The organism is Bacillus tianshenii (genome assembly GCA_020524525.2).
Classification (GTDB): Bacteria; Bacillota; Bacilli; order Bacillales; family Bacillaceae_N; genus Bacillus_AV.
Genome location: CP129018.1, coordinates 1376452 through 1399834, shown reverse-complemented (window position 1 = coordinate 1399834; position 23383 = coordinate 1376452). Strand labels below are relative to the sequence as shown.

The window sequence follows — 23383 nt, the reverse complement described above, 5'->3', positions numbered from 1 at the left end:
GGATTGGAGGATGACATTGAAAAAATTAGTGTTAGTTGGTGGGGGGAGTGCCCATCTATTTGTGTTAAAACAATTACAGCAAAAGAAACTAAATGATGTTGAGATAACATTCATTTCTTCTGATCGCTATCAATATCATTCTAATATGTTCCCAGGGTTTGCAGAAGGATTATACAGTAAAGAAGAAATTCGTATTGATTTAAAACATTTAGCAGATGCTGCAGGAGTCCAATGGAAAGAGGGTTCAGTTCTCTCTCTTGACCCAAATGGCAAAGTCATTTTAACAGAACAAGGGGAAGTTCTCTCTTATGATGTCATTTCCTTTAATATTGGTGCTTTAACGGAAGGTTTTAACATTCCAGGAGTTGCACAAAATTCTGAGACAATTCGACCGAATTACAAAGCGATTGATGCTATTGAACAGGTAAGAAACGAGGAAAAGCTTGTAGTAGTTGGAGAGGGATTATCTAGCGCTGAACTGAGTCTTTCACTTCAAGCATGGAGGAGAAAACAACATATTAATACTCCTGTTACATACATATACTCAAGTCATTTAATAGCGAATAAGAAGACCAAAACATGTGAAAAAATTGAAGCATTCGTTAGAAAGAAAGGGGTTAACATCAAGAGCAATACAAAGGTTACGAAAGTGAAGCCTCAATCTCTTGAAACATCCACTAACGAAACAGTCCCATTTGATAACCTATTGTGGTTAACAGAACCGAAAGCTCCAGATTTATTCAAGCTTGCTAAGCTGCCTGTCGATGAAAAAGGCTTTTTACTAGTCGAAAAGACATTGCAATTAAAAAAGTATCCATCAATTTTCGGTGCAGGGGACTGCGTGACAATAAATAGTGAACCTATCGTACAAAAGAACAAACGCGTATCAGATAAAGAGGGACCAGTTCTTTATAAGAATTTAGTAGGCTACTTTAACACAGGAGAAGGCGAATTATTTGAGCCTATAGAAAAGCGTGCTTCCCTATTATCCGCTGGAGATAAGCAAGGAATGTTCTTCTTTAATGGACACGTATTTTTTAGCAGATGGGCCTGGTACCTTAAGGACAAGCTTGACCGCAGCTTTATTGATAAGTATCAATAATAAAGTCTATTAAAAAGACTTCATCTTTAACTAGGTGAAGTCTTTTTGTATAGAGTGGGAAATTTCAAGTGCGTTTTTAAATGCAGAAGATAGGGAAGGCACAATAGGGATAAAAACAATTATCGATTTGTTGGAACAGAATTTAGATTTAAGGGTGGCCTTATGTATGAATGTATTTGCATTAGCTTTCATTTTTATTGTTTCAGGGTTAATAGCGATTCTTTCTGCGATTCAACTATCTACGTATGCAGATATAATCAGCAAAAAGACAAATATAGGCGGATTTTTAATAGGAACAATTCTGTTAGCTGTTGCTACCTCATTGCCTGAGCTGACTACTACGGTATCTGCAAGTATAATCGGGAGTGCGGATATTGTAATTGGGAATGGGTTAGGCAGTATTTTATTTAATTTCTTTTTCTTATTTTTACTCGATATACATTTTCGAAAGAAACGTCTTTTTTTAAATCTTACACATCAGCATTTTTATACAACTATTATTGTGCTGCTCTTATTTCTAACTTCTAGTTTAGGGATAGTATTTGACAATGCGGTGCTTAAGTGGGGAATTAGTGCAACCAGCATTGTTTTATTTTTTATTTATATTGGTGGAATGTGGTTTATTTCTAAATTACAGATAAAGAAAAGTGAAAATGAAAACGAGGTAAACAATAATAAGGCGCAAAACCTTGCAATGGCACAGTTAATGATACGCTTTTTTGCTTTTTCAATTCTCATTTTTATCTCGGGAAGCGCTTTGTCTATTTCAGGAGATGAACTGGCCAAAACGACAGGTATAAGTGCCACAATTATTGGTAGCATTTTAGTGGCGATTGCTACATCAGTACCTGATGCCATGGGTGTCTATGCAGCTCTTAAGCTAGCAAATGTCAATATGGCTGTAGGGGCGATATTAGGGAGCAACGCGTTTAATATATCAATTATTTCAATAGGGGATCTTTTCTATCGTAAAGAAAGCATATGGAAGGCGGCAAGTGGTGAGCTCCTATTATTAGCTATATTAGGGTGTGTGTTAACTCTTATTGTGATGGCTATTATTAAACGTAAGCAAGCACAGAATACGTTTTCGTACCTCGTTCCTTCATTTGGAATTGTAGGGAGCTATTTAGTAGTAATGGTGTTGCTACTTATATAAATTAATATGTCAAACCCCGATTTTGGCATGATTCTTGCATCTATTTAAAGTAAAACCATGAAGGAGGAGTTCCAATGGATGCAATTGGTATGCGTACCATCCCCTCGTTATTGCAGGAGCAAGTGAAGCAAAATGGCAATAAAACATTTTTGCTGTTTGAAGATGCGAATGGTGGAAGCTATTCTGTCAGCTATGAGGAGTTTGACCAAACCGTAAAAAAACTGATCAATGTCTTATGTAGCAAAGGAATCCGAAAAGGTGATAAGGTGCTTCTTCACCTGCCAAATTCATTAGATTTTATGTATGCATGGTTTGCGATTACAAGTATGGGTGCAGTCATGGTGCCGACGAATATTCTCTCGCCAAAATCAGAAATGGATTATTTGATTTCACACTCAAACTCAAAGTTGATTATAACTGAAGAAGCATATTTGGATAAATTTACAGAGATCGTAAGTGAACGAAACTTAGAAGTCCTTTTGTCAAGGTGCGAAGGGAGAGAATATGAAGATAAGGATTTACAGAGGTTGTTAGATTCTGCTGAAGTGCTTTCAGTTGAAACGAACAATGTAACGAGTGATGATGTGGCGGCTATTTTATATACATCAGGCACAACTTCAAAGCCGAAAGGTGTCTTAGTAACACATGCGAACTATATTTATGCTGGTGAATATATGTCACAAACACTTAAGATGAGAAGCGATGACCGCGGGTTAATTGTTTTGCCGATGTTTCATGGAAATGGCCAATACTATTTAACAATGCCGCTGTTAACGGTTGGTGGCAGCATTGCTTTAACGGAAAAATTCAGTGCTTCTCGTTATTTTGAGCAGGCTGAGTCCTTTAAAGCAACCATCGGCTCTTTATTTGCCGCTCCGATTAAAATGATTTTACGTAGTGGCGAAGGAAAAACGTATAATCATAAGTTAAAGACAATCATTTTTGCCCAATCGGTTACGGCAGAGCAGTTAGAACAGTTTGAACAAACATATGAGGTAGGTTTATTACAGATTTATGGAATGACAGAAACAATTGGAACACCATTAATGAATCCATTAGACGGTGTACGAACGAATATGAGTATTGGTAAGCCGGGAATCGGTTATGAAGTAAAGCTGGTTGATGAGGATGGAAAAGAGGTTGAAAATGGTGAAGTCGGGCAAATCATTGTCAAAGGTATTCCTGGCCGGACGTTAATGAAGGGATACTTTGAAAACGAAGAGAAAACAAAAGCATCGCTTCAAGATGAATGGCTTTATACAGGTGATAATGCCCGCATTGGTGATGACGGTTGTTTTTACTTTGTAGACCGAATGAAGGATATGGTGAAGCGTGCTGGTGAAAATATTGCGACAAGTGAAATTGAAGACATTTTAAATGAACATCCACATATTTCAGATAGTGCTGTTATTGGGGTTCCAGACGAAATGAGAGACGTTGCTATTAAAGCTTTTATTATTCAAAAAGAAGATGCGGATTTATCAGAAGAAGAAGTAATCAGCTATTGTAAGGAAAGATTAGCATCGTTTAAAGTACCTGAAGAAGTCCAATTTGTTGACGAATTCCCACGAACTTCTGTCGGTAAAATTCAGAAGCATCAATTACTCACGACAACGTAAATCAAAGAAAGCTGACACAATCACGCCGAATGTGTCAGCTTTCTTTGATCTATATTGAAGCTTTTGAGGGGTGAGTAAGCTGTTCACCACATAAGATTGGAGCAATGTTATACTGGTGGCCTTCAACTAAATAACGAAGTGTCCATTCATATCCCACCTCAGTTAAAAACAACCCTGTTTCAGAAGTTAAAAATAAACGTTCTTTTTTTGCGGGCGAAGTTTCTTCAAACATTGTTAACGCCGCTTGCGAACCATCAGAAAGCTCCCATTCTTCCCATTGTGGAGACATAGACAGATGTTGAAGAAGAGAGCCAGCTGTTAAAAAGTCCTCCATTGAAAATCGCCCATGGTTTCCTGCACAAACGATAAGCACAGAACGCTTGGAATGAAGCCTCGTAATTTCTTTAGCAACTGCCTTCGTGTTCAAAATCGAAGCTGTATACACAGTATGTGCATTTGCACAATTATTTAAGGCGACTGTACCGTTTGTCGTTGATAAAATGACCTGCTTATCATCTAACCCGAGTTTAATTAACTGCAAAGGATCAGGTCTTCTAAAGCCAGCAAGATCATAGCCATATTTTTCACCAGCAAGGATATAGCTTTCTTCCTTAAGCGTTTCAGCTTTCGTTAATGCGTGCTGTGGAGATGAGACAGGGAGCACGGATTTAGCTCCGTGCTGCAGCAGCATGCAAATTGTTGATGTTGCTAATAATGAGTCTATGACGATAACCGCGCAATTACAAAGCTTTGTAGGGTCAATTTCCTCTTTCCGCATTAATACATGTATTTTTTGCATTAATTCCACTCTTTTATCATATTATTTGTCTTTCCTTTGCTCGGTGCGATTGTTCGATCAAATTCGATATTCCAATATTTAAATTAGAAAAGCGGTCATCGTTAATTTCGCCTTTTTTCCAGCGGTAGTAAATTTGCTGAAGGATAACGGCAATTTTAAAGAAAGCAAAGGATAAGTAGTAATCAAATTGATCGACGTTTCGATTCGTTTCATTTGCATAACGCTCGACAAATTCACGTCTAGACATGAATCCATTATGGTGTGTGACAGAAGTTAATCCTGTCTCTTTGTCGCCTTGTTCAGTCCAATAAGCTACTGAACTAGCTAAATCAGACAATGGATCACCGACAGAGCATAATTCCCAATCAAAAACGGCTACCGCATCACTTAGATCTTGGTGATGAAGCATCATATTATTTAGCTTCAAATCATTGTGAACAACAGTTGGAGCAGGGGATTCTGCTGGAAGATGTTCTAGGAACCACGGAATAAGTTGTTCAACATATGGATGCTCCTCAACCTTTGAGCGCTCATACCGACGAATCCATCCTTCTACTTGACGTTTTAAATAACCATCAGGACGGCCTAACTCAATTAATCCTGTTTGTTTAATATCAATGCTGTGCAGCTGCGTAATGGTTTTAATCATGGCAGTTGAAGCTTTTTCACCGACTTGCCCTTGCTTTGTTGCTTCAGCTGGAATGTGATCATCAAGCACAATGCCTTCTTTCTTCTCCATCACATAAAAGTGTTTATCCATCAGTTTGTCATCTTCTACATATAAATAAGGTGCTGGAGCTTGTGGGAAATAAGGGTGAATCTTTTCTAATATCCGATATTCACGCTCCATATTATGGGCTTTCGGTGGAATTTCACCGAATGGCGGGCGGCGAAGCACCATTTCCTTGTTCGGAAATTGAAGCAAGTAGGTTAAGTTCGAATAACCAGCTGTAAATTGTTTCACCTTCATTGAACGTGCATCTAATTCTGGGAAATTATCTGCAATTTTCTTTGCAACAAGCTCCCATTGGATTTCTCGTTCACTTGGTGCTTTCACTTGTAATTGGATACTCAATATAATTCCTCTCCTCGTTCGAATGCCTTCTTTAATGACCGGGCTACTACATAACGATGGACTTCATCAGGGCCGTCGTAGATCCGAGCGGTACGTGCTTCACGGTAAAAGCCTTCTAGTGGTGTGTCACCAGTAACTCCTAATGCGCCATGCACCTGAATAGCACGGTCGATCACGTTATGCAAAACATTCGCTCCGTAAAATTTGATTAAAGAAATATCTTTACGAGCCTGCTCTCCTTGGTCCATTTGCCACGCTGCATGCAAGGTCATCAAACGTGCAGCTTGGATTTCTGCAGCTGAATCTGCAATGAAGTTTTGAATGCTTTGGAAATCAATTAATTTCTTGCCTCTCGTCTCACGCTTAAGGGCGTAATCCATCATTAGTTCCATACTGCGGTGGCAGACACCAAGCCAGCGCATCGCATGTGTGATTCTTCCAGGTCCGAGGCGCAGCTGTGCCAGTTTGAACCCTTCACCCCGTTCACCGAGCAATGCATCTTTTGGTACGCGGCAATTTGTATAGCGAACTTCGCAATGCCCGCCAGCAAAATGATCCCCAATCACCGGTACTTCTCTTACAATTTCAAAACCAGGATTATCATGATCAACAATAAATAAGCTTGTTTTCTTATGCGGCTCTGCATCAGGGTCTGTTACAGCGACTACAATTGAAAACGAAGAACCAATTGCACCTGTTGTAAACCACTTATGAGCATTGATAACCCAGCCATCGTCATCTTCTTCAGCCGTTGCCTGCAGTAAGCGTGGGTCAGAGCCAGACACTTCAGGCTCAGTCATTGCAAAGCAAGAGCGGACCTCGCCGTTTGCGAGCGGAACTAAATATTTTTCCCGCTGTTCTTCTGTTGCAGCATGGACAAGAATTTCACCATTACCAGCATCAGGCGCCATCGAACCGAATATATATGGCGCAATTGGGCTTTTTCCGATAATTTCAGAAAGAAGACCAAGCGTTAAAAATCCAGTTCCCATACCGCCGACATCTTTAGGAAGATGCCCTGCCCATAGCCCCATTTCCTTTACCTTTTCTTGAAGTGGCTTCAAAATGTCTTCCGGCAGCCCCCGGTGCGGGACCATATGTTTTTCATTTGGATAGACGTATTCTTTCATGAACGCATTCGCTTTATCAATCATTTCTTGTTGTTCTTCTGTCGGCTTAAAATCAAACAATTCATTCAACCCCTTTGAAATAGTTACTTGTTTATCATGCAAGTTCCATACCAAGAAAAGGACTATGGATAAATTTTTAGAATTTTGACAAAAGTAGCAAAAATATTTAATAATATACTTATAATAAAAACGTTGTTAATCAAAAGGAGGTCACAAGCTTGCGTCATTCCTTAGCACAGCCTATTGATACAGGGATACTTGAACCCATCGGTACATATTTTGAAAAAAGCGATGACTATGAAAAGATGAGTCAAATGAACAGGCTGCTCGATTCAATTATTGACTCTAGTTACGACGGAATCTATGTAGCAGACGCCAAAGGAAACGGGTTAAAAGTGAATGATGCCTATACGCGTATTACAGGGGTAAAAGCGCAAGAGTTGCTCGGGAAAAATATGAAAGAGATTGTTGAGAAAGGGATCGTTTCTGAATCTGTGACATTTAAAGTGTTAAGGGAAAGAAAAGCAGTTACCATTGTGCAACGAGTGAGAGAGAAGGAAGTCCTCGTAACAGGGAATCCGCTTTTTAATGATAATAAGGAAATTACGCATGTGATTACAAACGTACGTGACCTTTCAGAACTAAATCGATTAAAGCTTGAATTAAGAGAATCGAGAAAATATATGAAACAAATTCTTGACGAAATGAATGAAGTTAAGCGCCAAGACCGGATGAATATGCTCCGTGATGGCGTGATTGCACAAAGCAAGCAAACGATGAAGGCAATCGGGCTAGCGCAAAAGGTTTCACAAGTTGATTCAACCGTACTGTTGCTTGGAGAATCTGGTGTTGGAAAAGAAGTGTTTGCAAATATGATTCATACAAACAGTCCTCGTACAGATAAACCATATATAAAAGTAAATTGTGGTGCAATTCCACCACAGCTGCTTGAATCGGAACTGTTTGGGTATGAAAAAGGCGCATTTACAGGCGCTGACCGTAATGGGAAAGCTGGACTTTTTGAAAAGGCTGATGGCGGTACGATCTTTTTAGATGAAATTGGGGAAGTCCCGCTTGAACTGCAAGTGAAGCTTCTTCGTGTACTGCAAGAATTCGAGGTTGTAAGAGTAGGGGGTTCAAAAGCCAAGAAAGTTGATATCCGCGTTATTTCAGCTACAAACCGAGACCTCCATAAAATGATTGAAGCAGGAGATTTCCGAAAGGATTTATTTTACCGCTTAAATATTGTACCGATCACAATTCCTCCGCTGCGCGAACGAAAAGCTGATATTGCACCGCTGGCCTATTATTTTTTGAATAAAGTGAACGAACGATATCAGTTTGAAAAACACTTCAACCCTGAAGTTATTTATGCGATGGAACAATATAAATGGCCCGGAAACATTCGTGAAATGGAAAACTTAATTGAAAGAATAGTCGTAACAACTGATCATGAAGAGCTACAGGTCTTTGATTTACCAGAGACGATGCTGCCTATGTGTAAGAAGCAACAGCAAAAAGAAGGTGAAAATGCGTCTATTGATTTGAAGGATAAAGTTTCAGAATACGAAAAAACCCTTATTGCTGAGCAGATAACAAAACATAAGACAACACGAAAAGCAGCTCAAGCACTTGGAATCAGTCAATCATCACTCGTTAAGAAAATGAAACGATATAATTTGTAGAAGATGAGTAGGTACATTTCGTGCTTACTCTTTTTTATGCGATTGTCAGTGTAAACAGAGAAATAAGAAATATCTCTCGTATGATTCCAAATCGAATCAATGTAAGCGATTACAATCTGAATCAGTGATTCGTTTTGGAATCGCTTACATAATAAATTTAAAAAGAAAAATAATAACATTTCTACTGTTAAAATGATTGTTTTGTTGTTTGGAAGTCTTCTAAAACGCATTTTTTTATATTCTTCTTTTAATTTGGCACACAACTTGCATTAGATATAGACAAAGATTTAAAAAAGAAGGTGAAACGAGTGATCGTCAATGACATGCTTTTTGATAGAAATGTAAAGACTTTCAAGGAAAGACCACGAAACGTGAACGAAATGTTAGATAATGCCATTATGAAACATCCAAACAGAGAAGCCATTGTTATGGGAAGCTTTCGGCAAACCTATCAACAAATAGGAGAAACCGTTCATCACCTCGCTGGTACATTATCACAGCACTATGGCATAAAGAAAGGCGACCGTGTGGCTCTATTGCTGCATAACTGCCCTGAGTTTATTCAATTCGTTTTTGCTTGTGCACGATTAGGAGCGATTGTTGTTCCCCTCAATACACGTTTATCTGAGAAAGAGCTATCTTTTATGCTAAACCATTCCACTACAAAGTTATTAGTAGCAAGCACCGATTCAAGTGAGACAATCAATCAATTAAATTTAGAAAACGAATGTCACTTTATTTATCTCTCAAAGCAAAATGAAAAAGTAGAAGAAATGACGCTTCAAAAACTGCTTCAACTGTACAGCACACCATATGAACTGAAGAAGGTCGAAATATTTGAAACAGACCCGTTATTTATTATGTTTACCTCTGGGACGACTGGCACGCCAAAAGGAGCCATTGGAAGTCATGCGGGTATAATCCACAGTGCAATGAATTATAGGGAAGTGCTTAAACCGCAAGAGAAAACACGTACCCTTATTGCTGTTCCGTTATTCCATGTCACAGGCCTTATCGGTCAAATGTTTTTTATGGTGCTAATCGGCGGCACGTCCGTTTTGCTCGAACGTTTTCAGACAGAACCATTTATTCGTACGATGCACGATGAAAAAATCACCTTTTTATTTAACGTACCAACTATTTATATCATGGTCATGTCTCATCCTCTTTTTCAAAAGCATACCTATCCATCTGTAAAAGTAATTGCTTATGGCGGTGCCCCGATGTCACAAGAAACAATCGAACAGCTTCGAAAAGCATTTCCTGGTGTTCACCTTCACAATGCTTATGGTGCAACTGAAACGTCCTCACCAGCAACGATTATGCCTGTCACATATGATGATTCTAAGTTATCTTCAGTTGGACAGCCGGTACCTGTAGCAGATATGAAGATCGTATCTGACGATGGCGAAGAGCTTCCTCCTAATCAAATTGGTGAACTATACATTAAAGGTCCAATGGTCGTTGAAGGGTACTGGGATAACGAAGAAGCGAATAAGAAAGCGTTTGAAGATGGATATTGGAAATCTGGAGACATGGCACTGATTGACGACGAACGATTTGTCTACATTATGGACCGAAAGAAGGATATGATAAATCGCGCCGGAGAAAATATTTATTCCGTTGAAGTCGAAAATGTACTGTATGAGCATGAGGCTGTATTAGAAGCAGCAGTTGTCGGAGTGCCAGACGAAATGTTTGGTGAACAAGTAAAAGCGTTTATCGTTAAAAAACCAGAGAAGAAAGTAGAAATCGAAGAACTTAAACAATATGTTAAAGAACGAATTGCGGATTATAAAGTGCCAAAGCATATTGAATTTATCGATAAACTTCCACGCAATCCAGGCGGAAAGATTTTAAAAGCGAGATTAAGCAGGATGCATCAGTCAAACTATACGGCTTAGATAATTAATTTTCTGAATATTTAAACATAGGTGGGTGAGAAGATGAAAGCATTATTTGATTTAACAGGGAAAACAGCACTCGTTACAGGTGGCAGCAAAGGAATCGGACTTGGCATGGCACAAGCTTTAGGTGAAAGCGGAGCAAACGTTGCGATTGCTAGCCGTGGAAGAGACGCACTTGAAAAAGCAGAAGAAGAGTTAACGAAAGCAGGCATCCATGCTAAGGGGTTTCAAGTAGATGTAACGAATAAGACGCAAGTTCAAGAGCTAATCAGCAATATTGTTAACCATTTCGGTTCGCTAGATATTCTTGTAAACAATGCTGGGATGAACATTCGAAAGCCTCTATTAGAGGTGGAGGAAGAGGATTGGGATCGCGTCCTTACGACAAACCTTAAAGGAATTTTCCTTGTCGGACAGGCAGCCGCAAAGCAAATGCATAAACAAGGAAACGGAAACATCATTAATATTTCCTCAATTCTTGGAGGGATTGGGATGAGCATGCAGACAAGCTATGCAGCAAGCAAAGGGGGCATTAACCAGCTCACAAAAGTATGGGCGGATGAACTAGCGGAAAGTGGTATTACCGTAAATGCCATTGGTCCTGCTTATATTAAAACACCGATGACAGAAGCATGGCTGTCTGATGCAGAGCGTTATGAGCAGATTGTTAATCATACAATGCTTAAGCGTGTTGGAGAACTAAATGATTTGGCAGGCCCTGTTGTATTTCTAGCATCAGAGGCTTCTAGTTATATTACTGGTCAAGTGTTGTATGTCGACGGCGGATGGACTGCAAAATAAATACATTTAATAGGAGTGTGATTGAATGGAGGCACAAAACGTAGAGCGAACAGAAACGCAAATGACTGAACGACAGCAAAATAATGTGTTAGCAAAACTAGCAATGTTTTTTGCGAAAGTGGCTGAAAGATGGTTGCCTGATGCCTTTATCTTCGCTGTTTTATTAACAGTAATTACGTACTTAGGCGGTGTTTTTGTTACAGACAGTGGACCGTATGACATGATGATGCATTGGGGCGAAGGGTTCTGGGGATTGTTAACCTTCACTGCTCAAATTGTAACAACCTTTATTATGAGCTATGCACTTGCATTAACAAAGCCTGTTTCGAAGGGGCTCGAAAAAATTGCAGGCCTTTGTAAAACAGCCAATTCAGCAATTGTTATTGTTACGTTTACCGCCGCATTCGCATCATTAATTAGCTGGGCTTTTGGTCTCGTTGTAGCCGGGATAATGGCAAAGCTAGTTGGTCGAAAAGTCCATGATGTTGACTATCGAATCCTCGTTGCTGCCGGTTATTCGGGATTCCTGCTTTGGGAAGGTGGAATTTCCTCATCACCAGCTCTTTTCGTCGCAACTGAAGGTCATAACTTTCAAGATATGGTTGGCGTACTTCCAACATCAGAAACATTATTTTCAATTTTAAACATTGTGATCGTTTGTTTAATCTTCTTTACACTCCCGTTTGTAATGAAGTTTATTCAGCCGAAAAACAAAGCTGATCGCTTTCTTGTTGACCCGGAATTATTGAAAGATGAAGAACTAGAAGAAAGCAAAGCAGAAAAGAAACGGAATTATATCAATGATAAAATGGACCGCAGCCGCTTAATACCGATCATCGGTGGATTATTTGGTTTAGCTTATCTCGGTAATCACTTTTATTTCAATGGCTTTTCACTTGATTTAAATACAGTCAATTTGTTGTTTTTAACGTTCGCACTTCTTCTATACGGAAATGTAAAAGAACTTGGAAATGGTCTTAAGAAAGCTTCAGGAAGTGTTGGTCAGTTTGCTTTGCAATATCCGTTCTATGCAGGAATAATGGGGATGATGAGTGCATCTGGTCTTGCTTTATGGCTTTCGAACTTTTTTGCAAGCGTTTCCACACCTGACACCCTGCCGCTTCTAACCTTTTTCTCTAGCGGATTTCTAAATATGTTTGTTCCTTCAGGCGGAGGACAATGGGCAATCCAAGCACCGATCTTCTTACCTACAGCTCTCGAAATGGGTGTCGACCCTGCCAAAATTGTGATGGCTGTCGCGTGGGGAGATGCGTGGACAAATATGATTCAACCATTCTGGGCAATCCCGTTGCTTGCAATTGCCGGCTTAAAAATCCGTGACATTATGGGTTTTACCATGATTACCCTTCTTTATACTGGCGTTATTATTTCAGCAGTCTTTTTAATCTTTGGTGCTTAAAAACAACTGCCGCAAAAGCCTTATTGTTAAGGCTTTTGCGGCAGTTTTTTATTACATAATAGGAGAGGAATGACAATATTTCACCCAAAGTTCTGTAATACAGGTTGTAGAAAATGGACTCTTTCAAGTTGAAGGAGTTCTTTTTCGTGATTCCTATTATTGGGTTAAATGTACTATAATGGACTTAGAAAAAAGAACTCTTAATAAAAAGGAGAGGGGGAAGGGTATGTTTACTGTATGCTTTGCAGAGCAAGCAAAGTCCGAATTACAATCTTTAGATTCAAATGAATTGGAGCTAGTCGATAAACGAATTGAGTCGCTGAGAAATGGCCGATGGAAAAATGGCACACGGGTAAAAAAGTTGCGTTCAATTAATAAAAAGTTAACTGTTTTTGAAGCGAGGGTTGACCGTGGGAATCGAATGTTATTTACACTTTACCCAGAACCGTCTGATGAAAGAAATAAGACAATTATTCTCATCTTCAACCTATCTGTTAAGCATGATGATGTCATTCATACAGCACGATATGTACTAGATGACCAAATTAGCATGGAAGAGTATATAAATGAAAAGGAGCTCGAACAACCGTTTACGGATTTTGTTAAGGAAACGGAATCTATCTGGAACCAGCAGCACTTTTTCAATCAGTTTGACCAACTCAAAAGCTATGAAATTGACGAGGAAACGATTATCCGTTTTATGCAAAAGGACGAAGTCAATGCAGACGAATTTTGGGATTTGAAACTAAGGTTAACAAAAGAACAGCGTGATGTGTTAAACCAACCGCTTCCGATTTTAATGAGCGGAACAGCAGGCAGCGGAAAAACAACGATCATTATTCATAAGCTGTTATCAGAACCAGCGGTAAGCAAGTTATACCTTACATATAGTGACGAATTACGGGATGAAGCGAAGAAGCAGTTTCTAAGTTTAGTAAAAGGGCTCGATGATGAGCACCAGTTGATCCGAAATACAACCTTCCGCACCTTTCATGACTTGTTGAAAGAAGATCAAAAGGATGAATTTCAAGTGCTATCGACGCGTGATCATTTTCAAAATTACTATCAAAAGTTTGCAAGAGGTCAGCAGCTTGAAAAACAATTTCCTTTCCTGATGGTTTGGGAAGAAATAAGAGGGGTTTTAAAAGGCGGTATATTTGCAAAGGATTCGTATACACTTTCACAACAGCAATATGAAGCGTTAGGGCACTTAGAGGCTCCTAACTTTATAAAAAAGCGTCGTGACATGTATGAAAATATCTTTCAACCTTATCAAGATTGGTTGAAAAAGAGCTACTATATCGATGAACAAGACCTTCTTAACGAAAAGCTTCAGTCCGAAATCGAGCATTATAATATGGTGATTTGTGATGAAGTACAAGATTTAACAATGCTCCACCTTCAGCTTGTTGCAGCTCTGGCAAATGATGATTGCACAAGAATTATTTTAGCAGGTGATGACCACCAAGTTGTTCATCATAGTGGTTTTCGATGGGAAAATGTTAAAAATATGTTTTACCAGCAATATAACATTCCGGTTAAAAACATCGTTCAGTTATCAAAGAACTTCCGGAATTCAGGAACAATCGCGGCTTTAGCAAGTGAAATTAATAACTTACAGCACGATTATACCGACTTTAAATATAAAACCTCACAAATAGAGTACTTTAACACTGGCAAAGAGCCTGTTTTGTTTGAAAGCTTAAAAGAAGAAACTATCATTGAACAGTTTCATCAATTCGGCCCACACGATGCGATTCTTGTTCGTGACGAAGAAGTTCGGAAAAATTTACATAAAACGTTCCATAGCCTATACAATTACAGCCCACTGATCTTTACAGTATTTCAAGCAAAAGGACTTGAATTTAACCGGGTTTTGTTGTGGTCGATGCTTGAAAAAGACTCAGAACAAGCAAAAATGTGGAACCAGTTAAGCCGAATTATTCACAATAATGAACGATACAAAATTAAAGAGAACCAAATTATGCAACGGTTTATCCGCTATGAAGCGAGTCTCTTCTATGTAGCGGTAACGCGTGGAATGAAAGAGTGCTTTATCTATGATGGGACAGATTCATCATCTTTTTGGAAATTAGCTAATCTTTCCTCAAAGCTAAGTGTGATGAACAAACTTGCGACAAAACAAGCGAAACAAGTTGAGAAAACCTTACCAGAAGACTGGCTTCAAACAGGGAAGCAATTATTAAAGAAAAAGATGTATGAACAAGCGTTAGAATGTTTTAACCGCATTCAAAACGATAGTAACGTGAAACAAGAAATTACGATCTGTGAAGCCTATATCGCAAAACAAGATGGGGATTACACAGCTGCAGGTCCGAAATTTAAAGCTGTCGAGCTGTTTGAAGAAGCGCTTCATTGCTTTGAAGCTGGAGAAGACTATGATGAAATTGAACGTTTAAGCAATTATGTCATCCGCTACGTTCGAAATGATAAAGAATTGAAAGACAAGTGGGAATATATCAAATCTGCCAATAAAGTTAAAAGTTTCGATCATCACCAGCAATGGAACGGAAGTGGCGCCTATTGCAAGCGGATTAAACGATACATGGAAGCCATTTACCGCTACGAGAAAGAGGAAAGTAATGTTACCAAGGCATATATTAATGCAGTATTTGTAGACGCTATGAATGATCCAGAGCTTTCAATGAAAGAGCTGAAACAACTGATTGAATACTTTAAGCATGCAGGCGATGAAGAGAAAGTTCTTCAACTAACACAAAAGCAGCTGTTTTTAAAAGAAATGGCTTACATCCAGCAGATTATGGAATTACTCACTGAAAATTATAATCAAAACCATATGCTGAATATTGAACAACAAATCTTTACAACTTTTCCAATTACACTCCCATTACGTGCAGTTTCAAAACCATTTGATTTCGGTAAAGCAGAAGTGAAGTACGCCTTTGCTTTGCTTGCAGACCACCTAGGTGAAGATGAGGCCATTATTCAACAATTGATGGAAGAAGCTGCCGAGCAGAATCATGTGGAAGCGCAATTTCATATAGCCTGTAGCTTTTATGATGCAGGAAATGTTGAACAAGCATTGCATTGGTTCCACAAAGCATCAGAAAATGATCATCCATTTGCTCTTTTCAACATCGGCTTAATCTTTGCTGAAAATGGTAATGAGAAAGAAACAGTAAAGTGGTATGAACAAGCGGCAGAAAGAGGATTTGAAGATGCGATGTCCGATTTAAGTATTTATTACAGAGAAGGAAAGGCCGTACGAAAAAATAAAAAGAAAGCCGCGTATTGGCAAGAAAAATGCAAGGAAATGAACAATCAAAATAAAGCTATTTTTGAAGACTTCAAACAAAAGATCAGCGAGATAAAGGCTGAACTAGACAAACAATTTTAAAGCATTAAAAAGGTTACGACAGTCCCACTGCCGTAACCTTTTTTAGAGAAACTTTAATTACTATTAAACGTCCAATAGTTATTGAGAAAAAAGTTCACAAAAGGAATAATCAATGTTGTTGCGATTTCACCAATTATGTAGTGAAAAGAGAGGATCGCTACAATCGTATAAATAATACCCGTGTTCATCACAAACCCTATAGAAGACACAGTCGTAAACTTTACAAACTGCGTATGGGTATACCTACCGCCAAAGGTGTATTTTTTATTCAGTAAAAAGGAGAAAATGGTCATAATGATAAAAGAAATCGATGCCCCTAATACAGGTCTAAGATAGAGCATCTCAACACAAAGAAACATACATAAGAAATAGATGGATGTACATACAATCCCAACGACACTATATCTTAGAAACTTACTTAAGAACGTTTTATTCCTTAACATATCAGAAACCCTTTCGAACATTTACTTTCGTAACTTATATACTATCATTAATTTATGTGAAAAGGGCTTATGTTTGAGATTTTTTAACTTTTTATAAGGTTCATCCTTTTGCTGAAACTGAGAAAAATCAGGGAGGAGATTATTGTGTTATCGATAAAAGAAGCTTGAGAAAGATTAAAAGCAAACAAGAAGCTGAGACTTAATGCTTTTCGTTTGCTTTTAATTGTGAAGCTATGACTGAACGTGGTTTTGTAAGAAGTTTTCTTCAAGGGCTGGTGTTTCTTCTTTAATTGGGGATTTCTTATAGCGTCCAATAATGGTGCTAGCTACCGAGATACAAAGAATGGAGACGAAAGCTTTCTGCCATCCGACCATCGCAAGTGTAAATAAGATAATAATACTGTCACAAATGAAAATGACTAATCCTCGATTAAAACCAAATCTTCTGTCAAGATAAAGCCCTAATATATGTATACCTCCGAGTGAGGAGCCATTATTTAAGACGAATGTTACCCCAATTCCGATCAATACTCCAGCAACCGCTCCTACAAGCAGAATAGGAAGGTCAAATGAAACAAACCATTCATCCAGCCATGAACTTATAACTGACAGGAAGGTAATCGAAAGAAGACTAGAGAACGTAAACCACTTTCCTAATTGCTGTATGGAGATAAAGAAAAAAGGCAGGTTTGCGATAAAAAACCATAGTCCCCATGAGAAGCTTGTTACATTTGTAAGCAGAGAAGCAATCCCGGCCGTACCTCCAAAGGTGAGGAAATTTAATGAAAGCATTTTAAGCCCGATTGAGGTGATAAAAAGTCCAAGTATAACGATTAGAAGTTTTTTAGTAAGTTCCATTGCTATCCTCCAAATATTAGTTTCCTTTATTAAGTAAACATGATAAATATCTTGTATTCAATACATTTGGAAAAAGTTCAACTAATCGGAATTTTATGTAGATTGGCCGGTTTTATAAAGAGGAAAAGGGCGTAATGATGCAGAAACATTTAAAAAGTTGTATGAATGAAATGATAGGGGGAGAAACATGCCGATTAATGTTTACTTGAATTTCAATGGAAATACTCGCGAAGTAGTAGAGTTTTACGCACAAGTTTTTGAAACGGAGAAGCCGCAAATTATGACGTTTAAGGAAGCACCAGCAGACCCGAGCCATCCATTACCAGAGAGCGCGAAAGATTTGGTGATGCATACACGCCTTGATGTATTTGGAAGTACGCTTATGTTTTCTGACGTGTTTCCAGGAATGGCGTTCACCCAGGGTAATAATATTAGTCTATCAATCAACAGCTCAAACCTCGAAGAACTGAAAACAACCTTTGAAAGACTGAAAGAAGGCGGCACAGTCCACATGGAGCTTCAAGAAACATTTTGGAGCAAATGCTACGGGCAGCTTACAGACAAGTTCGGAATAGACTGGCAGTTTAATTATGAGGAAAACTAATTTTTGTTACATAATCCTATACAGCATATGTGTAGGGTTATTTTATTTCAAAAGAAACTTTAGATGGAGTGTGACTCATGAAATTGATTAGTAATCATAAATAATCTGAGAAATATATTGGTGAGGAGCTAAAAAATCTATTTCACCAATGCCAATCTGAAATAGTTATCGTGACAGCATATATCACGAAAAACCCTTTAATACAACAAATAGATGAGAACCCATCAAAAGATATAAAATTACTAGTACTGATGAATCTTAAGGATTTTGTTTCTGGGGCTTCAGATTTGACAGTTATTAAACATCTTTCATCATTAGAACATGTAGATATTCGTTACTATTCAAATCTCCATGCGAAAATTTACTTATTTGGCCGAGAAAAGGCGGTATTAACTTCCGCTAATTTTACTTCAAATGGTCTTTACCATAACATGGAATGCGGAATTATTCTAAATGAGAGGATAGAACAAATTTATCAAGATGTAACAGATTTATGGGTTAATAGCACACCGATCGATGAAACTCTTATTATAAAGATTGAGGAGGAAATAAATAAAACAACTATTAAACAACAGGCCAATGAATTAATAGATAATCTTGAATTAGCTAGTAAAAACATTATAAAACCAAATAGAAGCCATACAACCTTTAGACAAAAAGGAGAAGTGGAAGAAAACGAACATGAAAAATTAATCGATGAAGAACAAGCATTAGTTATTGTCTTTAAAAAACAACAATTACGTAATGAAGAAGCAAAAGAAATGAAAATGATTTATCAAACGATCAAAAGAAACATACCTACACAAGCAAGAGATGATTGTGCGTTTCGCTATACGATAGGAAAAAGGAGTGCGGACATCGCTTGTAATATAAGAAATAACCGAATATTTTTGTTACCCTATACAAAAAAGCAGTTCATTCAGTTAATCTACCCTTTAAAAGAGGTAGGAAATTTGGAGGGGGTTGTACCTAAGGAAAGAAGAGCTGCATTAGAAAAATGGACATTTAGAAGTTTTCCATGCCTGCTTGTGAGATTTACAATAGAAGAAGTTAATATGTTGGATGAGAACCATTGGAAATACTTCAATCAAGCATGCATGATGGCGTTACATGCAAAAAAATCACGGCTTAGAAAAAAGAACATACTGGTTAACTGGATATGAGAGTAATTAGATGAATTCGAATATTTAATGAACAGGATAAAAGGCTCTTAAAAGACAACTCCACTAGGATTATTTTTACTAAATAGAAAAATGTTGTTTTATACATATTTGAATATGAAAATAATAGTAAGGAGCTGTTCTATATGGCAAACATTAAATATGAGATCACGAATGAGATCGGAACTTTGTCTGAAAATGCAAAAGGCTGGAAGAAGGAACTAAATTTGATTAGCTGGAACGATCGTACACCAAAGTATGATCTGCGCGATTGGGCACCAGAGCATGAGAAAATGGGAAAAGGTGTGACACTTACACTTACAAAAGAGGAGCTTTTAGCGCTACGCGAGATTTTGAACGGTATGGAACTTGATTAATAGAAAAGCGAGGGAAGTACATTGCTTACCAATTCAGAACTGAAAATGCTTGTCGATTTTTTGTTAGAGAAGCTTTCACCAGCTGTTATTTATTTGTTCGGTTCAGAAGCAGCCGACCAAACACATCAGTCTAGTGATATCGACCTTGCTTTTTTAAGTGAAACATCAATATCAGATTATGAGCGGTTTATGCTTGCTCAAGAACTAGCTACTATAACAAAGCGTGATGTCGATTTGATTGATCTAAACAAGACAACAACTGTTTTTCAAATTCAAGTGATTTCTACAGGGAAAGTCCTCTATTGCGACAATGAAACGAAGCTGGCGGAATTTGAAGTACTCGTTATGAAGAAATATGCGAGACTTAATGAAGAGCGACAAGCAATTATAGATGATATTATCGAGAGAGGGAATGTTTATGGACAGTAATATAGTGTTAAACAAAGTTAGCATTATTGAGCGTTGCTTAAAACGTATTCGGGAAGAATATGACCATAATCCAGAACATTTGAAAAATTATACGAAGCAAGATTCGATTATTTTAAATTTGCAGCGAGCTTGCGAGGCTTCTATTGACCTTGCCATGCATATTGTTAGAGTAAAGAAAATAGGTATTCCTCAAGTGAGTAGGGATGCGTTTAATATGCTTTTAAATGAAAACATTATTTCTAAATCAATAGCAGATAACCTTCAATCAATGGTCGGGTTTCGTAATATTGCTGTTCATGATTATCAACAGATAAACCTAACTATTTTACAAAGTATTATTGAAAATCACTTGCAAGACTTTGAAGGGTATGTAAATGAAGTGATGGAGATACTTAAAAAAGATTAAGTAATATAAAAAATGAACCTTCAATCCAACTTTTTGGATTGAAGGTTCTGCTTTTTAAAATTAATAATAGTATTATTCAGCTTGTTTTCTTAAATTCCCAGACATCACGATTATCCATCCTATTAACCCAAATAATACAAATCCAAATGCATGTAGTGACCCATATATCGGAATCATATCTAAGATTGTTATGGAATAAAACCTTCTTGCTAATGGATAAAAAGCTGAAAGCGCAACAATACAGTAAAAGGCAAGCGACGAAAGGGTTAAGCATAGTTTGCCAGCATTTTGCTCAAAATGCTTTCTCATTTTCAAGAGGAGATATGTATTGTAGATTGTAATATTACAAGCAAAAATGATGACCCCCATATTTTCAATCCATTTTGAGAATATGATTCCAAAGGCAATCAATATTGGTCCTGCAATATCAATCCCAACTAGCCAATTATACCAACTTTTCTTAACCCAAATGCGCCCGAGCATACCGATGAAAATAGGAACGATTGCTGATGAGTAATGAAAATGAACAGAACTTAAAGCGCTTATTTTAGGATCAACATGCAAGAAAGTCACTTGGAATTGGTAGAGGGTATACCAAACACCACCAATGAAGAAATAGATGAGCCCCGCACCGATTGCGATTTCCTCCACGTTTTTCTTTTTCTCCAAAATAAGGAGCACCCCATATAAAGCGAGTAAAAACGTTAAAAGCAACCACCCGAGAGAAAGAAGTCCGAAAAGCATTGGATTGTTCAATTCCCACGTTTTATTACTCATAAGGGAACCTAATGAAAGTAGAGCAGCTGGAAATTGCAAAATTGTTATGTATTGTAGAAATTTTTGTTGAATGCTTGATTGTACGTTTTTGTCCAATAATTTAATAACGAGTGGAACAACTACAAAGAATGCAAACGTTAAAAACTTATCGATCAAACTGAATTGGAAATAATCACTTTTAAAAGTTTCAAAGCTAATCACCCCGCCAATTATGACCGATAACAATGAGTATTTCATCATTCACTTTATCCTTTCAAGTTTATAAGCTGAGTCACATATCTTGCTTTATTATAGCAACTATGCCGAATATTTAATATAAAATTAATATCCAACACTTCATTAATGAGAACTGATTTTACAATAGAACAAATAATTGATATGATTTTTTAGTTATGTTATTTAATTCTCATAAAAATAAGTTAATATATTTGGAATAATATGATTTGATTGGAAAAAGAAAAAAGATAAATGAGGGAAAAGAATGACAGAAAAAACGTTTGATGCAAAAATAGAGAAATTAGATAAAAAAGGATCGGGTTTGGCGGCTGTATGGCGTGAAAATAAGGAAGGGAATTTAAAGAAGTTAAAACTTATCATTCCTCAAACACTTCCTGGAGAAACGGTGCGTGTAACAGTTGACCAACCGGAACGTAAAAGAAGAAAGGCGTTGCCGGACGAAATCCTAGATGAACACCCAGAAAGAGTCGTTCCTGAATGTCCTCATTTTGAGAAATGCGGCGGGTGTGTTTGGCAGCATTGGAGTTATGAAGGCCAGCTAAAACAAAAGACAGAACATGTAAAAGAGGCAGTTGCTTCTGAAGGCTTTAAAACAAGCCTTGTTCGCCATACAATCGGCATGGATAATCCATGGCATTATCGCAACAAAATGGAGTTTACCTTCTCGCCAGATGGTGAACTTGGTTTGCATGAGCAAGGGAATTGGCGTAAGGTTATTCCTTTGGAAACATGTTTAATTGCTGGTAAAGAAATGGTTGAAGCGACAATGGAAGTAGCAGAATGGGCAAAACAGCATGAATTAAGAGGGTATAATAAGGATCTTCATGAAGGATTACTTCGTCATTTGATGGTTAGACAATCATTTGCTACGGGGGAAATCATGTTAGCATTGTTTGCTACAGAAGCTCCTTTCGGAAATCTTAAAGTAGCAACAGATGATTTAATCAAAAGAATCACTGAAAAGTTCCCACAAGTGAAAAGCTTGATGTGGTTAGAAAATACCGATTGGGCAGACCGTGCGCAATCAGAAGAAAGCCATATCCTTGCTGGACGTGATTTTATTTATGATGAAATGGCTGGCTATCGTTTCCGTCTGTGGTTTGATACCTTCTTCCAAACGAATCCAACTCAGGCTGAAAAGTTAGTAGAGCTTGCACTCGAAATTGGAGAGCCAAAGGAAACAGAATACATGATTGATCTCTTTTGTGGTGTTGGTACCTTTTCGCTGCCATTTGCCAGTCGAGTTGGAAAGCTTGCTGGAATCGAAATAGTTGAGAGTTCAATCGAATCTGCTAAACGTAATGCAGAAGATAATGATATTTCAAACACCTATTTTCTAGCGAAAGATGCAAGGAAAGGAATTGACCAGGTATTAGAGAGCTTTGGCAATCCAGACTTATTGTTACTTGACCCGCCGCGCTCTGGGGCTGGTGGTAAAGTAATGAGAAGAATCGGTCGCTCGAATCCAGAACGTATTGTTTATGTTTCATGTAATCCATACACTTTTGCAACAGATATCAAGGAACTAGAGCCATTTGGTTATACATTAAAAATGGTTCAACCAGTTGATTTATTCCCGAATACGATACATGTTGAATGCGTTGCTTTATTGATTAAAGAATAAGATTGTAGAGAACTTTTCTGAAGGGGGAAGTTCTCTTTTTAATGGGTTAATTTCATTTGTTCGTCTTTATTCTTATCTTCAGGTAATGTGTAGCCAAGTGCTTTTATAACCGTATAATCGTTTTCAAACATCCGCTTTAACATGTCTTCCTTATTATCCACATAGTCAAACATTTTCACTTCTTGCTTATGGCTGCTATACCGATGCAGCCGACCGAGATTATCGTCAACATGGAGGGGAGAACTTGATGATAACGTTTATTATGGCAACTTGAGCGAAGAAACCCCAATCTTTCGGGAAAAATAAGAAGTTTACATAATATATATTATCTACAGTTATAAATGATATGAAATTTCTTATCTCATATCATAAGTAAACTTATAATAATGAGACAT

21 protein-coding genes are annotated in these 23383 nt (G+C 37.7%); 14 read left to right on the top strand and 7 right to left on the bottom strand.

Annotated features, from left to right (window positions below):
- Nucleotides 1-16: 16 nt before the first annotated feature.
- The 3 genes from LC040_07050 to LC040_07040 all read left to right on the top strand — a co-directional run bounded on the left by LC040_07050 (nt 17) and on the right by LC040_07040 (nt 3877).
- Nucleotides 17-1102: an FAD-dependent oxidoreductase gene (locus LC040_07050; protein ID WLR52641.1), complete on the top strand. Its 1086-nt coding sequence runs from the start codon at nt 17-19 to the stop codon at nt 1100-1102.
- A gap of 166 nt (nt 1103-1268) precedes the next feature.
- A complete protein-coding gene (locus LC040_07045; GenBank protein WLR52640.1) occupies nt 1269-2258 on the top strand; it encodes a hypothetical protein in 990 nt (329 codons plus the stop codon).
- Between the two features lie 74 nt (nt 2259-2332).
- Nucleotides 2333-3877 (top strand): AMP-binding protein, encoded by a 1545-nt coding sequence (locus LC040_07040; protein WLR52639.1) that lies wholly within the window; start codon nt 2333-2335, stop codon nt 3875-3877.
- Between the two features lie 49 nt (nt 3878-3926).
- Here LC040_07040 and LC040_07035 read toward each other — a convergent pair whose 3' ends face one another.
- Genes LC040_07035 through LC040_07025 form a run of 3 tightly spaced genes read right to left on the bottom strand, consistent with a single transcriptional unit; the run spans nt 3927 to nt 6941 of the window.
- Entirely contained in the window at nt 3927-4676 is a 750-nt protein-coding gene (locus LC040_07035) for a 2-phosphosulfolactate phosphatase (GenBank protein ID WLR52638.1), read from the bottom strand.
- Between the two features lie 16 nt (nt 4677-4692).
- Nucleotides 4693-5751: a phosphotransferase family protein gene (locus LC040_07030; GenBank protein ID WLR52637.1), complete on the bottom strand. Its 1059-nt coding sequence runs from the start codon at nt 5749-5751 to the stop codon at nt 4693-4695.
- Nucleotides 5748-6941, bottom strand: a complete 1194-nt coding sequence (locus LC040_07025; protein ID WLR52636.1) for an acyl-CoA dehydrogenase family protein — start codon at nt 6939-6941, stop codon at nt 5748-5750. The genes LC040_07030 and LC040_07025 overlap by 4 nt, the downstream gene beginning before the upstream one ends.
- A gap of 158 nt (nt 6942-7099) precedes the next feature.
- Between LC040_07025 and LC040_07020 the strand changes: the two genes are divergently transcribed.
- The 5 genes from LC040_07020 to LC040_07000 all read left to right on the top strand — a co-directional run bounded on the left by LC040_07020 (nt 7100) and on the right by LC040_07000 (nt 16073).
- Nucleotides 7100-8566, top strand: a complete 1467-nt coding sequence (locus LC040_07020; protein WLR52635.1) for a sigma 54-interacting transcriptional regulator — start codon at nt 7100-7102, stop codon at nt 8564-8566.
- Between the two features lie 380 nt (nt 8567-8946).
- Nucleotides 8947-10470 carry a long-chain-fatty-acid--CoA ligase gene (locus tag LC040_07015; GenBank protein ID WLR53222.1) on the top strand — a complete coding sequence of 508 codons (1524 nt, stop codon included), beginning with the start codon at nt 8947-8949 and terminating at the stop codon, nt 10468-10470.
- Nucleotides 10471-10512: 42 nt separating this feature from the next.
- Entirely contained in the window at nt 10513-11274 is a 762-nt protein-coding gene (locus LC040_07010) for a glucose 1-dehydrogenase (protein WLR52634.1), read from the top strand.
- A gap of 25 nt (nt 11275-11299) precedes the next feature.
- Nucleotides 11300-12694 carry a TIGR00366 family protein gene (locus LC040_07005; GenBank protein WLR52633.1) on the top strand — a complete coding sequence of 465 codons (1395 nt, stop codon included), beginning with the start codon at nt 11300-11302 and terminating at the stop codon, nt 12692-12694.
- Between the two features lie 226 nt (nt 12695-12920).
- Nucleotides 12921-16073, top strand: coding sequence for an AAA family ATPase (locus LC040_07000; GenBank protein ID WLR52632.1), 3153 nt, complete (start codon nt 12921-12923; stop codon nt 16071-16073).
- Between the two features lie 53 nt (nt 16074-16126).
- Here the strand turns inward: LC040_07000 and LC040_06995 are convergent, their stop codons facing one another.
- Nucleotides 16127-16516: a GtrA family protein gene (locus LC040_06995; GenBank protein ID WLR52631.1), complete on the bottom strand. Its 390-nt coding sequence runs from the start codon at nt 16514-16516 to the stop codon at nt 16127-16129.
- Between the two features lie 231 nt (nt 16517-16747).
- Nucleotides 16748-17374, bottom strand: coding sequence for a YitT family protein (locus tag LC040_06990; protein WLR52630.1), 627 nt, complete (start codon nt 17372-17374; stop codon nt 16748-16750).
- 187 nt (nt 17375-17561) lie between these two features.
- Here LC040_06990 and LC040_06985 point away from each other — a divergent pair, with 187 nt between their 5' ends.
- The 5 genes from LC040_06985 to LC040_06965 all read left to right on the top strand — a co-directional run bounded on the left by LC040_06985 (nt 17562) and on the right by LC040_06965 (nt 20350).
- Nucleotides 17562-17978 carry a VOC family protein gene (locus LC040_06985; GenBank protein WLR52629.1) on the top strand — a complete coding sequence of 139 codons (417 nt, stop codon included), beginning with the start codon at nt 17562-17564 and terminating at the stop codon, nt 17976-17978.
- A 170-nt stretch (nt 17979-18148) separates the two neighbouring features.
- Nucleotides 18149-19141, top strand: a complete 993-nt coding sequence (locus tag LC040_06980) for a phospholipase D family protein (protein WLR52628.1) — start codon at nt 18149-18151, stop codon at nt 19139-19141.
- A gap of 143 nt (nt 19142-19284) precedes the next feature.
- Nucleotides 19285-19515, top strand: coding sequence for a PC4/YdbC family ssDNA-binding protein (locus LC040_06975; protein ID WLR52627.1), 231 nt, complete (start codon nt 19285-19287; stop codon nt 19513-19515).
- A 21-nt stretch (nt 19516-19536) separates the two neighbouring features.
- A complete protein-coding gene (locus tag LC040_06970; protein ID WLR52626.1) occupies nt 19537-19944 on the top strand; it encodes a nucleotidyltransferase domain-containing protein in 408 nt (135 codons plus the stop codon).
- Entirely contained in the window at nt 19934-20350 is a 417-nt protein-coding gene (locus LC040_06965) for a DUF86 domain-containing protein (protein WLR52625.1), read from the top strand. Before LC040_06970 ends, LC040_06965 begins: the two co-directional genes overlap by 11 nt.
- A 72-nt stretch (nt 20351-20422) precedes the next feature.
- Here LC040_06965 and LC040_06960 read toward each other — a convergent pair whose 3' ends face one another.
- The gene (locus tag LC040_06960) at nt 20423-21367 is read right to left on the bottom strand and encodes a YndJ family transporter (GenBank protein WLR52624.1); all 945 of its coding nucleotides are present in this window, start codon (nt 21365-21367) and stop codon (nt 20423-20425) included.
- A 241-nt stretch (nt 21368-21608) separates the two neighbouring features.
- Between LC040_06960 and rlmD the strand changes: the two genes are divergently transcribed.
- Nucleotides 21609-22988: a 23S rRNA (uracil(1939)-C(5))-methyltransferase RlmD gene (gene rlmD, locus LC040_06955; protein WLR52623.1), complete on the top strand. Its 1380-nt coding sequence runs from the start codon at nt 21609-21611 to the stop codon at nt 22986-22988.
- 38 nt (nt 22989-23026) lie between these two features.
- Here the strand turns inward: rlmD and LC040_06950 are convergent, their stop codons facing one another.
- A complete protein-coding gene (locus LC040_06950; GenBank protein WLR52622.1) occupies nt 23027-23161 on the bottom strand; it encodes a hypothetical protein in 135 nt (44 codons plus the stop codon).
- Nucleotides 23162-23383: the final 222 nt, after the last annotated feature.